The 13,016-nt window shown below is 70.7% G+C and carries 11 protein-coding genes; 5 read left to right on the plus strand and 6 right to left on the minus strand.

The window, feature by feature from the left end; all coding sequences use genetic code 11:
- The first annotated feature begins 109 nt into the window (after window positions 1-109).
- Genes ACGFIS_RS32340 through hisC form a run of 3 tightly spaced genes read left to right on the plus strand, consistent with a single transcriptional unit; the run spans window position 110 to window position 2,252 of the window.
- The gene (locus tag ACGFIS_RS32340; protein WP_392903180.1) at window positions 110-787 is read left to right on the plus strand and encodes an NUDIX domain-containing protein; all 678 of its coding nucleotides are present in this window, start codon (window positions 110-112) and stop codon (window positions 785-787) included.
- Window positions 788-836: 49 nt separating this feature from the next.
- Window positions 837-1,118 carry a DUF6401 family natural product biosynthesis protein gene (locus tag ACGFIS_RS32345; RefSeq protein ID WP_392903183.1) on the plus strand — a complete coding sequence of 94 codons (282 nt, stop codon included), beginning with the start codon at window positions 837-839 and terminating at the stop codon, window positions 1,116-1,118.
- Window positions 1,119-1,172: 54 nt separating this feature from the next.
- A complete protein-coding gene (hisC, locus tag ACGFIS_RS32350) occupies window positions 1,173-2,252 on the plus strand; it encodes a histidinol-phosphate transaminase (RefSeq protein ID WP_392903186.1) in 1,080 nt (359 codons plus the stop codon).
- 52 nt (window positions 2,253-2,304) lie between these two features.
- Here the strand turns inward: hisC and ACGFIS_RS32355 are convergent, their stop codons facing one another.
- Both ACGFIS_RS32355 and murA read right to left on the minus strand, forming a co-directional pair.
- Complete coding sequence (locus ACGFIS_RS32355) at window positions 2,305-3,633, minus strand: transcriptional regulator (RefSeq protein ID WP_392903189.1); 1,329 nt, start codon at window positions 3,631-3,633, stop codon at window positions 2,305-2,307.
- 813 nt (window positions 3,634-4,446) lie between these two features.
- The gene (gene murA, locus ACGFIS_RS32360; RefSeq protein WP_392904038.1) at window positions 4,447-5,733 is read right to left on the minus strand and encodes a UDP-N-acetylglucosamine 1-carboxyvinyltransferase; all 1,287 of its coding nucleotides are present in this window, start codon (window positions 5,731-5,733) and stop codon (window positions 4,447-4,449) included.
- A gap of 272 nt (window positions 5,734-6,005) precedes the next feature.
- Here murA and ACGFIS_RS32365 point away from each other — a divergent pair, with 272 nt between their 5' ends.
- Window positions 6,006-7,049, plus strand: a complete 1,044-nt coding sequence (locus ACGFIS_RS32365; RefSeq protein ID WP_392903193.1) for a suppressor of fused domain protein — start codon at window positions 6,006-6,008, stop codon at window positions 7,047-7,049.
- A gap of 1 nt (window position 7,050) precedes the next feature.
- Here ACGFIS_RS32365 and ACGFIS_RS32370 read toward each other — a convergent pair whose 3' ends face one another.
- From ACGFIS_RS32370 to purD, 4 genes are read right to left on the minus strand one after another with little or no spacing between them, the layout of a single operon-like run.
- A complete protein-coding gene (locus ACGFIS_RS32370) occupies window positions 7,051-7,833 on the minus strand; it encodes an MOSC domain-containing protein (protein WP_392903195.1) in 783 nt (260 codons plus the stop codon).
- Window positions 7,834-7,861: 28 nt separating this feature from the next.
- A complete protein-coding gene (gene purB, locus ACGFIS_RS32375; RefSeq protein ID WP_392903196.1) occupies window positions 7,862-9,172 on the minus strand; it encodes an adenylosuccinate lyase in 1,311 nt (436 codons plus the stop codon).
- Window positions 9,165-10,310, minus strand: a complete 1,146-nt coding sequence (locus tag ACGFIS_RS32380) for a low temperature requirement protein A (RefSeq protein ID WP_392903198.1) — start codon at window positions 10,308-10,310, stop codon at window positions 9,165-9,167. The genes purB and ACGFIS_RS32380 overlap by 8 nt, the downstream gene beginning before the upstream one ends.
- Before the next feature lie 37 nt (window positions 10,311-10,347).
- Complete coding sequence (purD, locus tag ACGFIS_RS32385) at window positions 10,348-11,595, minus strand: phosphoribosylamine--glycine ligase (RefSeq protein ID WP_392903201.1); 1,248 nt, start codon at window positions 11,593-11,595, stop codon at window positions 10,348-10,350.
- Window positions 11,596-11,919: 324 nt separating this feature from the next.
- On the opposite strand from purD, the gene ACGFIS_RS32390 reads away from it, so the two are divergent.
- Window positions 11,920-13,005 carry a magnesium and cobalt transport protein CorA gene (locus tag ACGFIS_RS32390; RefSeq protein ID WP_392903203.1) on the plus strand — a complete coding sequence of 362 codons (1,086 nt, stop codon included), beginning with the start codon at window positions 11,920-11,922 and terminating at the stop codon, window positions 13,003-13,005.
- The last annotated feature ends 11 nt before the right edge of the window (window positions 13,006-13,016 follow it).

A 13,016-nucleotide genomic window follows, 5' to 3' on the forward strand; every position in this document is an offset into this window, starting at 1 on the left:
CGTCGCGAGCGCGAGGCCCGGCCGGAATCCGGCCGGGCCTTCGTGATCTTTGCGGACGGTGTGGCGGTCCGGGCGCTAGCGGTGGGCCACTCGGGCTAGGTTCGTTCTCATGTCCGTGCCGCGGCTTGCCGTTTCCGTCGACCTTGTCGTGCTCACCGTGCGGGAGCAGCGTCTGTGCGCGTTGCGGTGGCGGCGTGACCGGGCGCCGTACGAGGGAGCGTGGTCGCTGCCGGGCGGGTTCATCCAGCTCGACGAGGATCTGCCGGCCGCGGCGTCCCGGCTGATGGCGGAGCGGGCGGGTCTCGCGGACGTGCGGATCCACCTGGAGCAGCTCGCCACCTACGGGTATCCCGACCGTGACCCCCGGCAGCGGGTGGTCAGCGTCGCCTACCTGGGGCTAGCGCCGGATCTGCCCGCGTCGAGCCGCGCGCAGGTGCTGTGGACGGCCGTGGACGATCTCGTCCACCATGACCGGGCGGCGTTCGACCACCGGCGGATCCTGTGCGACGGGATGGAGCGGGCGCGCGCCAAGCTGGAGTACACATCGCTGGCCGCCGCGTTCTGCCCGCCCGAGTTCACCGTCGCGGAGCTGCGCCGCGTCTACGAGATCGTGTGGGGGACGAGCCTGGACCCGCGGAACTTCCACCGGAAGGTCACCGGCGCGGACAGGTTCCTGATCCCCACCGAGCGGACGACGACGCGGGACGGCGGCCGCCCCGCACGGCTGTACAGGCGCGGCGACGCGGAGCAGCTGCGTCCGCCGATGCTGCGTCCCCGGGTTCCTTGACCAGGGGTGATTTCACGCCGTCGCGGGACGGTTGCTAGTTTCGCACCCTATGGACGGTGACTCCCCCGAAGTGCTCGGCCTGCTCGTCAGGGACATCGGCGAGGCCGGCGTCGCCGAGATGGCCGGTTCCCCGGGCCTTGCGGCGGCCGTCGACCAGCATGTCGCCAGCCTCCGGGAGGAACTCGGGCATCCCGGCGAGAAAGAGCTGATGGGGTATCTGCGGAGATTCGCCGAGGACGCGTTCCATCGGGGCTGGTGGCCGGACGACACGCACGACTGGGAGTTCGTCCGCATCGTGGCGGTTTGCTGGATGATGCGGCGTACCGCGTGATGAGGGGCGCTGCGTAGGCTGGGCGCAATACCCCTGTGCAACTGGAGGACAACGGTGTCCGAGGCAACCACTCCGCGCTTCCGCTCCGTCCTCGACCGGTTCGTGGCTTACAAGCCCGGCAAGGTCGTGGTGTCGCCCGAGGGCCGCTCGTTCAAGCTGTCGTCGAACGAGTCGCCGCACGGGCCGCTCCCGTCGGTCGTGGACGCGATCGGCGAGGCGGCGCGCAACGTCAACCGCTATCCCGACAACAACGCCACCGCGCTGACCGAGGCGATCGCGTCGTTCTGCGGCGTCCCCGCCGACCATGTCGCGGTGGGCTGCGGCTCGGTCGGGGTGACCCAGATGCTCCTGGAGGCCGTCGCCGAGCCGGGCGCCGAGGTCGTGTACGCGTGGCGGTCGTTCGAGGCGTACCCGCTGCTGGTGTCGCTGTCGGGCGCGACGGGCGTCCAGGTGCCGCTGCGGGACGAGACGCACGACCTCGCCGCGATGGCCGACGCGATCACCGACCGGACGCGGCTGATCTTCGTCTGCAACCCGAACAACCCGACGGGCACCGTCGTCCGCCGCGCGGAACTGGAGGCGTTCCTGGACCGCGTCCCCGCCGACTGCCTGGTCGTGCTGGACGAGGCGTACCGCGAGTACATCCGCGACGACGAGGTTCCCGACGGGCTCACGCTGTACGGCGACCGCCCGAACCTGGTGATCCTGCGGACGTTCTCCAAGGCGTACGGGCTCGCCGGTCTGCGCATCGGGTTCCTCGTGGCGCACCCGCTGGTGGCCGGCACGATCCGCAAGACGTTCCTGCCGTTCAGCGTGAACTCCGTCGCGCAGGCGGCGGGCATCGCGTCGCTGAAGGCGACGGACGAGCTGCTGGAGCGCGTCGAGGGGACGGTGAAGGAACGCGACCGCGTTCGCGGCGCCCTCCTCGCGGCCGGCTGGACGGTCCCGCCGACGGAGGCCAACTTCGTCTGGCTGCGCCTCGGCGACCGGACGATGGAGTTCTCCGGAGCCTGCGACGCCCAGGGAGTGAGCGTCCGCCCGTTCGACGGTGAGGGCGCCCGAGTCTCCATCGGCTCCCCCGAGGAGAACGACGCCTTCCTGGCCGTGGCCAAGAGCGTCCCCTACCGGAACTGAGGCCCGCCCCGCCCCCGGACCGGTGTACGCGTCCGGGGGCTCTGACGGCCTGTCAGCTGGTCTTCGCGGGCCCCAGCTTCTCGACGATGAGGCGGTAGAGCTGGCGGGGGCGGCCGGGTTGCGGGGTCCGGTTCGGGGGCAGTGGCCAGGCCAGGCCCTCCTCGACGAGGGTACGCAGGAGGCGGCGGGCGGTGCGGGGGGTGACGCCGAGCATCTTGCCGGCGTTCTCCGCGTCCACGATCAGAGGCTGCTCCTGGTCGCCGAGCTTGTCGGCGAGGCGTGCGAGGATCTCCAGGCCCTTGGGCTTGGCCTGCGGCGGTGTGCGCGGCGGTGTGCGCGGCGCGGGGACGAGGGCCCGGCCGTCGCGGTCCAGGGCGAAGCCCTGTGCCCGCTGGGAGGTCTGCGAGCGGGCCAGCGCCGCCCGGGCATGGTTCTCCGCCTCGTGCGCGGTGCGTCCCATGCCGATGCCGACCTCGATCGCGAGGCCGAGTTCCTCGCGGACGCGTTCGACGAACGGAGGCGTCCGGAACCCCTCGGTGGACGCGGTGACCGAGCCGCGCGTCGCGATGACGAGGTAGCTGTGGTCGTCCAGCGGCCACACCGACGCGTTCATCCGGTGCGCCTCCTGAAGCAGCACCCGGTGCAGTGCGAGCTTCAGTTCGTCCCGCCAGTAGCGCGGGGTGACGCGGCGCGGTGTCTCGCGCAGCGTCGGCACGTCCACCAGCACCACGACGAGCTGCGACTCCTCCAGCCGGTGGTGGGCGCCGAGCAGCGCCGCCGTCTGCAGGGAGCTTCGGATGGCCGCGCCGGTGGGGCGGACGCGGAGGGTCGGCACGCCGGCCATCTCCATCCGCTCCGCGGTGGCGTGCACGCAGGTCATCGCGACCGTCGTCGCGCCGCGCCGCCACAGCCGCTCGTGGAAGGCGGCGAGCGTGCCGGGGCCCGCCGCCTCTTCGCGCAGATGCACCTGCTCGGTGCCCAGGCTGATCTCGGAGTACGCCTCCTCGACCTCGGCGCGGCCGAGCACGTCGATGCTCACCCTGGCCGGGTCGAAGCGTTCGTCGAGTGAGGCCCGCAGCAGCGCGCCCTGCAGGGCGGCGCCGTTCAGCGGGACGTACGTCGCGGGCATGGTGAGCACGCCCGCCTTGCGTGCGAAGTCGTAGGGGACTGGGCTGGCGAACAGGCACACGTCCACGCCCGAGCCCAGGCGCACGACCTTGTCGGCCGCCTCCTGTTCGTCTCGGTAGGCGGCAGCGACCAGCCGGCTCGGTACAGGTGTGGGGCCGTGGCCCATGAGCATGACCCTTTCGACCAGGTCATGCGGGCCTACGACACCGATCGTGAGGTCGGGGCTCACCGACCCCGTTCGTGCGGCCGTCATCGATGATCGCTCGCTTCCGGTCCGTCCTCTCGGCGGGGGTCCGACCCCGACCACGCGTTCGCGCACGCTCCGCCCAACGGTTGACTCATGGCTTGTCGCCCTGCCTTCTGACCCGGCACCGCAGTTCCCGTGCGATTCGCCTTCCCGCAGCCCCCCACCGCCACCCAGAAGCGGAAGAGAACCTCCTCCTGCAGCCCCACTCACCCGGAGCCCCTTCTGCTAGCAGATCGGGTCAAGGCGGCGATGTGTGACGCCCAGACGCGGAATCGAATCAAGAGTGCGGCGAAAAAGTAACCTACGGGACCCCCTGGTCAGTAATTTGTCACCATTCGGCCAGCCTTGATCCTGCATCTTCGGGCGTCCGAAGTTGAAAAACAAGACCCGAAAACACGTCTGGGGGCCTCTCCTGACGCCGTCGCGCACTGGAAAGACCCCTGGGGCGTCCGTTTGGTTTACACGCGGGCCGAAACTTGTCCGCCCCGCTGTCAGCCCTCCTGGAAGGACGAGCGATCCGGCCTTTCGGCTCCGATGATCGAGGCCGGTGATTTTTTACCGGGTTACGGCCCGGCCGAAGCGGACCGTTCCAGCTGTTTTCTGCCCAGCTCAGCGGGTGATCGCAGGCGGGCAGGCGGGCAGGCGGGCAAAGCGGCCCAGCGGCCCGTAGTCGACTCGTCACACATTGCTGAACCACTTTCGGGGTTCGGCGTAACAGTGCCCGTCAGATGCCACTCCGGAGTTGGTCAGGACGGGGCCACAATCGGCCGGACCACCCCGCCCCGGACGGACCACACCGCCCCGGACGGCCGCCGTCGCCTAGTCGGCCTCGCGGACGATCTCGGCGCCGAGCTGGGACAGGCGCTCGGCGGTGTGCGCGTGACCGCGGTCCAGGTAGTAGGCCGAGGTGATCGTCGTCTCGCCCTCGGCCGCGAGGCCCGCCAGGACGAGGGCGCTGCCGCACCGCAGGTCGTGTGCCTCGACCTCGGCGCCGCGCAGGGCCCGCGGCCCGTTCACCTTGGCGCGGTTGCCGTCCACCTCGATGTCGGCGCCCATCTTGCCGAGTTCGTCCGCCAGCTTGAACCGGCCGTCGAAGATCCGCTCGTAGACGTAGGACGGGCCGTCGGCCAGGCAGGACAGCGCCATGATCGGCGACTGCAGGTCGGTGGCGAAGCCCGGGTACTCGTCGGTGATGACGTTGATCGGACGCAGCGTCCGTTCGCGGCGGACCTGGAGCACCGCGCCCTGCTGGTGGAACTCCACGCCCATCTGCTCCAGCTTGTCGGCGGCGACGCCGAGATGCTCCAGGCTGGCGCCGACGAGGCTGAGGTCGCCGCCGGTGATCGCGGCGGCCATCACGAACACGCCGGCGTCGATCCGGTCGGGCATCACGGTGTGCTCGACGGCGGTCAGCTCGTCCACGCCCTCGACGGTGACGAACCCGGTGCCGCCGCCGCTGATCCTGGCTCCCATCGCCTGCAGGATCGCGATGTTGTCCAGGACCTCGGGCTCCAGCGCCGCGTTCTTGATCAGCGTGGTGCCGGACGCCAGCGCCGCCGCCATGATCAGGTTCTCGGTGCCGGTGTGCGACGGGGTGTCGCAGTAGAGCGTTCCGCCGCGCAGGTCGCCGGCCTTGATGTGGATGATGCCGTCGCCGTTGTCGGCCACGTGCTCGGTGACCGTGGCGCCCATCCGCTTGAAGCCGTTGTAGTGGAAGTCGAGGTTGCGGCTGCCGAGATTGCAGCCGCCTACGCCCTCGATGACCGCCTCGCCGAGCCGGTGCAGCAGCGCGGGGACGAACAGGAACGAGCCGCGGAACCGGGAGGCGATCTCCGCGGGCAGCACCGGGCTGCTCAGCGACGACGCGTCGATCACGAGGGTGCGCTCGGTCTCGTGCAGCTCGGCCTTCGCCCCGATGGCCCGCGCGAGCTCCACCGCCCGCCGTACGTCCTCGATGATCGGGACGTTGCGCAGGACGGTCCGTCCCTTGGAGGCCATCAGCGAGGCGCCGATCATCGGCAGGACGGCGTTCTTGGCCCCCTGGACGAAAACCGTGCCGTGCAGCTGCCTGCCGCCGCGCACGCGATAGCGAACCTCGTGGCCCATGCTCATGCCGCCATACTCCTTCTCGGATGCCGGTTACGTACCTGCAAGTGGGAGCACGAGGGCCGAGCGCGCCGAACGGTGTCCCCCTCTGCGCCAACGCGACCCCAGTAAACCATCGGCCCGGGTGTGTGATGTCCGGCCCGCGCCACCGTGGCGTCGGTTCTGTTCGTTGAGACACCCGAAGTACCCCGAAGGTTCGCCTCCTACGGGAAAATTACAAGGTGAGCGAAGTGTCGGCGCGGTGTCCGCGGTCAAGTCTATGGTGATCATCCATGGACGAATCACCCGGATGGGACGCCATCGACAACGCCCTGCGCCCCCTCTACGGGGACGCGAATCCGCTCCACCTGGCAACGATCCTCAAATGGTCGCTGGGGGGCTCCGACCCGCTCGACGGCATCAGCGCCTACCCCCGTACGGATCCCGTCCCGCACTGGCATTTCGTCTCGTACGGCATGAGCGAGCTGTACACGAAGGAGTCCCAGAACCCGGAAGAGTCGGGCTGGGGTTTCGAGTTCACCTTCCGTGTCGCCCGTGACCCGGCGGACGAGGCGCCGCCGATGTGGGCGCCGAACCTGCTGCAGAACCTCGGCCGGTACGTGTTCAAGTCGGGCAACTGGTTCGAGCCCGGCCACCACATGAACGCCAACGGGCCGATCAACGCCGACCGGCACGACTCGCAGATCCGCGCGGTCACGTTCATCGCCGACCCCGAGCTCGGCGAGATCTCGACGCCGCACGGCCGGGTCCTCTTCCTCCAGGTCGTCGGGCTGGCCGAGGACGAGTACGAGGCGCTGCGCCAGTGGAACGCCGACGAGCTGATGAAGATCCTCGCGCCGCACCTGCCGCTGTTCGTCACCGACATCGACCGGCCGTCGCTGATGGCCCGCCCCGACGTCGCCCGGGCCGTCGAGGAGGGCAGCGCGCGGGACGGTTCCAGCGGCGGCCTGCTGCACATCCCCAAGGTGGAGTGGGAGCGCGCCGCCGGATCGACGACGCTGCGGATCGGCGCGCACCAGGCCCCGCATGTCGCGGACTCGCTCCGCGGGCGGCTCCCGTTCGGGCGCGATCTGATCCTGGAGGCCGACGACGCCAGGCTCACGTTCCGTCCCGCCGACGCCTACGCCGTCGAGGAGCCGCGGGAGGGCGTCCTGGACGTGCACGTCCCGCTGACCGCCCTGGACGACCTCACGGCCGTTCTGCGTCCCGTGGCGGGCAGCAGCGCCGTCGCCTCGCTTCCCGGCCTCACCGTGGAGATCGTCCCGACCGTCATCAAGGACCGCTACGGCAACGACACCGACCAGGTCGTCGGCTGACTCAGCGTGCTTCCAGGACCTCGACCGGGTCGCCGAGCGCGAGGGTGCCGAGCGTGCGGGGCACGCAGTTCTGGCCGAACTGGATGCCGCGGTCGCGGCTGCGATAGGCGGCGAGCGTCCGCAGCGGCTCACGGCCGCGTTCGGCGGTCTCCTGGTCGGTGGTGGTGATGACGCAGCGGCTGCACGGCTTGACCGCCTCGATGACGGTCTCGCCGACGCGCAGGAGACGCGCGGTGTCCTCGGCGAACGCGCCGAGGCCCTCGATGACGAGGCTCGGCCGGAACCGGTTCATCGGCAGCGGCACGTCCAGGCGCGCGTTGAGGTCGGCGAGGGATTCGGCGGAGATGAGCAGCAGCGGGTAGCCGTCGGCGAACATCACCTCGCCGCCGCCCCGCGACGTGGGCCGGTGGCCGGTGAAGCGCACGAGCCGGCAGTCCTGGCCGAGCAGCGACGAGAACCACGCGGCCGCCTCGTCGCCCTGGTCGACGCCCTGGCATTCCTTCCGCTGGACGACCACGTCCAGGACCTCGCCGTCGCCCGCGGCCTTGTGGACGAGCGGTGCGGCGTCCGGGACGTCCACCGTGAGGATCTCGCCGTCGTAGGACGGCCGCATCAGCGCCATCTCCGCGAGATCCCGCTGCGACAGGAAACGGCCCTCGGGGGTGACGAGCATGAACTCGCGGTCGAGCGGCAGACCCGTGGCGGTCAGCTCGGCGCTCTCCAGCGAGGTTCCGCCGCCGCTCTTGAGCGGGTAGGTGTTCAGCTCGATCAGGGTCGCGGTCAAGGCCCCTCCCGCCGGGCCGGTGGAGGAGTCATCGGAGTTGCGCCAGGCGGCCGAAGACCGGGCCCAGGCGTTCGACGAAACGCTCCGGACGGCACACTTCGTCCAGGCGCGCCTCGTCGAGCGCCAGGTCCGCCTCCGTCGCGTGCTTGCGCAGCGTCTCGCGGAACGGCGTGCCGCTCTCCCACGTCTCCATCGCGGCCTTCTGGACGAGCGGGTACGCCTCGTCGTCGCGCGACATGCCCGCCTCGACCAGCTCCAGCAGCACGGTCGAGGTGTAGATCAGGCCGCCGGTCGACTCCAGGTTGGCCCTCATCTGCGCCTCGTCCACGACGAGTCCGGACATGAGGCGGTTCGTCAGATTCAGCATGTAGTCGAGGGCGACGGACGCGTCCGGCAGCGCGATCCGCTCCGTGGACGAATGCGAGATGTCGCGCTCGTGCCACAGCGGGATGCCCTCCAGAACCGGGACGATCTGCGCACGCACGATCCGCGCCATCCCCGCCAGCCGCTCCGAGATGATCGGGTTCTTCTTGTGCGGCATCGCCGACGAGCCCTTCTGGCCCTTGCCGAACGGCTCCCACAGCTCCCGGACCTCGGTGCGCTGGCCGTGCCTGACCTCCAGCGCGATCGCCTCGCACACCGTCGCCATGATCGCCAGGGACGAGACCCACTCGCTGATGCCGTCCCGCATCACGACCTGCGTCGACACGTCCGCGCTCTGCAGGCCCAGCTTCCGCGCCACATGCAGCTCGACGGCCGGGTCGATGTTGGAGTACGTCCCGACCGCACCGGAGATCGCCATCACCCCGACGGCCTCCCGGGCGCGCCGCAGCCGGTCCCGCGACCGGGCCATCGCGAACGCGAAGTCGGCGACGCGGTGCCCCCACACGTCCGGCTCGCCGTGGATGCCGTGCGTCCGCCCGACCCGCAGCGTCCCCCGGTGCGCGAGAGCGTGGTCGCGCAGCGTCCCGACGAGCGCGTCCGCCTTCTCCAGCAGGATGTCGGTGGCCTCGACCAGCTGCAGCGCCAACGCCGTGTCGAGCAGGTCGGACGACGTCATGCCGAAGTGGACGTACCGGGCGGCCTCGCGGGGCTCGGTGTTGTCCGCCCACGCGGACAGAAAGGCGATCACGTCATGCTGCGTGACCGCCTCGATCGCGTGCACCGCCTCCGGCGTCGGCGGCGGCGCCTTGCGAACCGGCTCCACCACCTCCGGCGGGATCGTGCCGGCCTCGGCGTGGGCCTCGACGACGAGGACCTCCACCTGGCACCACAGCTCGTACTTGTGCGCGTCACTCCAGACGCGTCCCATCTCCGGAAGGGTGTAGCGCTCAATCACCCGACGATTGTCCCAGGCCGGGCGCCACCGCGTCCGCCCGGGGCACTCGCGCTTCCAGGACGAGCACCGCGACGATCACCAGCACCAGCCCGGCGATCTCGGCGGCGGCCACCCACAGCCCGACCGGGGCGGCCGCGAGCGCGGCCGCCGCGCCGCCGAGCCGGGCGCGCGACGGCCCGATCCGCATGATCCCGCGGAACGCGGCATTTCCCGCCAGGTAGAGCGCGACCCCGCCCGCGAGGGCCAGCGCGGGCCCGACGGAAAGGTGGTCCCAGGCGTGCCCGACGGCCTTCTTCATCCCGGCCGCTATGACGATCACACCGATGATCATCGGCATGTGCGCATAGAAGTAGCCGAACATCGTCATCTGCGTCCGGTGGACGTCGTCGGCGGCGGCCAGCGACTCCTCGGCACGCGCGTCGTCGCCGGTGAAGTAGCTCCACCAGATCGCCGCCGCCAGCGCCAGCCCGAGCAGTACCGCGACGACCAGACCGGCGTCGAGATGGGCGTTCACGGCGCCCGACCCCGCGGAGATGATCGACTCACCAATCGTGATCATGACGAGTAGCCCATGCCGCTCGACGATGTGCGCGGGCCGGATGGTGAACAGCCCGCCCGCCGGGACGATGTAGGGCTGGGCGATCGGCACGATGAGCGCTGCCGTCCACAACGCGTAGACCGCCGGCCCGGGGGTGAGCAGACCGGCGACGATGATGAGCGCGGCCGCGAGGAGGTTCGCCGGCAGAACGCGCAGAATGTGCTTGTTGTCCTGCGCGTACAGCGTCGCGTGCGCCAGGACGAGGACCAGGTAGCCGAGCCCCCACACGACCCCGCCGTCCTCGAACGTCGTCGGGGTGGCGATCGCGACCATGAGGAAGCCGCCCATCCCGACCAGGATGATCAGCCGCCGCGCCGTCGTGGTCGGAGCGAGGGTGTTGGTCAGCCACGCGTACCCGCCGTACATCCACCACAGGACGCCGAACATCAGCACGATCCGGAAGAACCCGAGCGGGGTCAGCTCGTCGACCAGGACGTGGCTGAGCTGGATCAGCGTGAAGACGAAGACCAGATCGAAGAAGAGCTCCAGCGTCGTGACGCGGTAGACCTCCCCGCCTGGCGCCATGGGGGAGGACGTCATGGAACCTCGCTTATGGGGGTGTAATCAAGTAATCATCTCATATGCGGGAGGCGTTGAGGGCGATGTCGGTGCGGTGGTGGGAGCCGCGGAGGGTGATCCTGGAGACGGCCTCGTAGGCGGCTCCGCGGGCGGTGGGCAGGTCGGGGCCGGTGCCGACGATGTTGAGGACGCGGCCGCCGTTCGTGACGAGACGCCCGTCCGCGTCGAGCTTCGTGCCCGCGTGCAGGACGTAGGCTCCCTCGACCTTGGCGGCCTCGTCCAGGCCGGTGATCTCGTCGCCCTTCACCGGGGCGGCCGGATACCCCTCGGCGGACACGACCACCGTGACGGCCGCACCCGGATGCCACTCGGGGCGGAACTCCGGGTCCAGGCCGCCGATCGCGCACGCTTGCAGGAGTGTCGCGATCGGGGTGGCGAGGCGGTCCAGGACCACCTGGGTCTCGGGGTCGCCGAAACGCGCGTTGAACTCCACCACGCGCACGCCCCTGGACGTCAGCGCCAGCCCCGCGTACAGGACGCCGACGTAGGGGATCTCGCGGCGGCGCAGTTCGTCCACGGCGGGCTGGACGACCGTGGACATGACCTCGTCCACGAGCTCGGGCGGCGCCCACGGAAGCGGGGTGTACGCGCCCATCCCGCCCGTGTTGGGGCCCCCGTCGCCGTCGTACGCGCGCTTGAAGTCCTGCGCGGGCAGCAGCGGGACGGCGTGCTCACCGTCGCACAGGGCGAACAGGGAGACTTCGGGGCCGTCCAGGAACTCCTCGATCACGACACGTCCGCAGGCGGCGGCGTGTCCGGCCGCGGCCGCCCGGTCCTCGGTGACGACGACGCCCTTGCCCGCCGCGAGACCGTCGTCCTTCACCACGTAGGGCGGGCCGAAGGCGTCCAGCGCCTCCTCCGCCTCGGCGGCCGTCTCACAGACCCGCGCGTCGGCGGTCGGGACTCCCGCCGCCGCCATGATCTCCTTCGCGAACGCCTTGGACGCCTCGATGCGGGCGGCGTCGCGGTCGGGCCCGAAGCACGGGAACCCGGCCTTGCGCAGCGCGTCGCCGACGCCGGCCACCAGGACCGCCTCCGGGCCCACGACCACGAGGTCCGCGCGCAGCCGCCCGGCCAGCTCCGTCACCGCCACCGGATCGGTGGGGTCGAGCTGATGGTTGTCCGCAATCCCGGCCGTGCCCGGATTGCCCGGAGCGCAGTGGAGGGCGGTGACGGCAGGGTCACGATGCAGGGCGCGGGCGAGCGCATGCTCGCGGCCACCCGATCCAAGGACGAGTACTCGCACGTGACGCGAGCTTACTGGGCACCGTGAGGGGAAGGAGGCACGAGACGGGCATCACATCGGCGGACGTGAACGCGACCGTTGCGGGCGGCGTCCTTAATGTCGGCTGGTACGCTTCCACAGGCTTTGCCGAGGTGTGAAAGGAGGTGGTCGGGATGAGTCCTGGTGATCCTTGCAGTTCGCCGGAGAACCCTCACAGTCCGGACGGAACTGTCCGACCGTCCGCCTCCATCTGGCGTCCGGCCACCGCCCTCGCGCGCTCCCCTCGCTGACCGGCACGGGTCGAGCGCGCCCCTGCGTGCGTGGCCGGCGGGTTAGGAGCACCCCATGGCCATGACACGAGTCCGCCCCGGCCGCGTCCTGTTCAAGACGCGCGGCCGTCCCACCGGCGTCCAGGCGCCGCACCGAGGCTCCGCCGTCATCGACTGGGCCGCCTACATCGACGGCCACCGTGTCTCCACCGACACCGTCGCCGACGCCGTCCGCCTCATCCGCGACGGCCGCCTCACCCCGGACGGCGACAGCGCCGGCTTCGTCTGGGTCGGCCTCCACGAGCCGTCCGCCACCGAACTCTCCGAACTCGCCGAGGTCTTCGGCCTGCACCCGCTCGCCGTCGAGGACGCCATCCACGCCCACCAGCGGCCCAAGCTGGAGCGCTACGACGACGTCCACTTCGTCGTCATGAAGACCGTCGGCTACGTCGCCAGCGGCCCCGGCGGCGCCGAGATCGTGGAGACCGGCGAGATCATGCTCTTCTGCGGCCCCGACTTCGTCGTCACCGTCCGGCACGGCACCCACGGCGAACTCGGACCCGTCCGCCGCGACCTGGAGAAGGACCCGGCCCGCCTTGCCCTCGGGCCCGCGGCCGTCCTGCACGCCGTCGCCGACCGCGTCGTCGACGGCTACGTCGGCGTCGCCGACGCCGTCATGGAGGACATCGACGAAGTCGAGGAAGCCGTCTTCTCTCCCGAGCGCACCGACGAGTCCCGCCGCATCTACCGCCTCAAGCGCGAGGTCATCCAGCTCAAGCGCGCCGTCGGCCCGCTCGCCGGCCCGCTCCGCAGCCTGTCGGGCCGCCGCTTCGTCCCGGCCGAGATCAAGGAGTACCTCCGCGACGTCGAGGACCACCTCACCCGCGTCCGCGAGCAGGTCGAGTCCTACGACGAGCTCCTCAACCCCATCCTCCAGGCCCACATGACCCAGGTCACCGTGGCCGACAACAAGGACATGCGCAAGATCTCCGCCTGGGGCGCCATCTTCATGGTCCCCACCGCCATCGCCGGCGTCTACGGCATGAACTTCGACTTCATGCCCGAAACCCGCTGGCGCTTCGGCTACCCCATGATCCTCTGCGTCATCGCCCTCGCCTGCTTCTCCCTCTACCGGGGCTTCCGCCGCAACGGCTGGTTGTAGGGATCGCGTGG

This window comes from Spirillospora sp. NPDC048824 (assembly GCF_043198455.1).
Taxonomy (GTDB): Bacteria; Actinomycetota; Actinomycetes; order Streptosporangiales; family Streptosporangiaceae; genus Spirillospora.

Excerpts from the sequence above, each read along its gene's own strand:
- ACGFIS_RS32345 (WP_392903183.1), top strand. The coding sequence starts at position 837 with ATGGACGGTGACTCCCCCGAAGTGCTCGGCCTGCTCGTCAGGGACATC.
- ACGFIS_RS32355 (WP_392903189.1), bottom strand. The coding sequence starts at position 3,633 with ATGACGGCCGCACGAACGGGGTCGGTGAGCCCCGACCTCACGATCGGT.
- ACGFIS_RS32340 (WP_392903180.1), top strand. The coding sequence starts at position 110 with ATGTCCGTGCCGCGGCTTGCCGTTTCCGTCGACCTTGTCGTGCTCACC.
- ACGFIS_RS32365 (WP_392903193.1), top strand. The coding sequence starts at position 6,006 with ATGGACGAATCACCCGGATGGGACGCCATCGACAACGCCCTGCGCCCC.
- ACGFIS_RS32390 (WP_392903203.1), top strand. The coding sequence starts at position 11,920 with ATGGCCATGACACGAGTCCGCCCCGGCCGCGTCCTGTTCAAGACGCGC.
- ACGFIS_RS32380 (WP_392903198.1), bottom strand. The coding sequence starts at position 10,310 with ATGACGTCCTCCCCCATGGCGCCAGGCGGGGAGGTCTACCGCGTCACG.
- murA (WP_392904038.1), bottom strand. The coding sequence starts at position 5,733 with ATGGGCCACGAGGTTCGCTATCGCGTGCGCGGCGGCAGGCAGCTGCAC.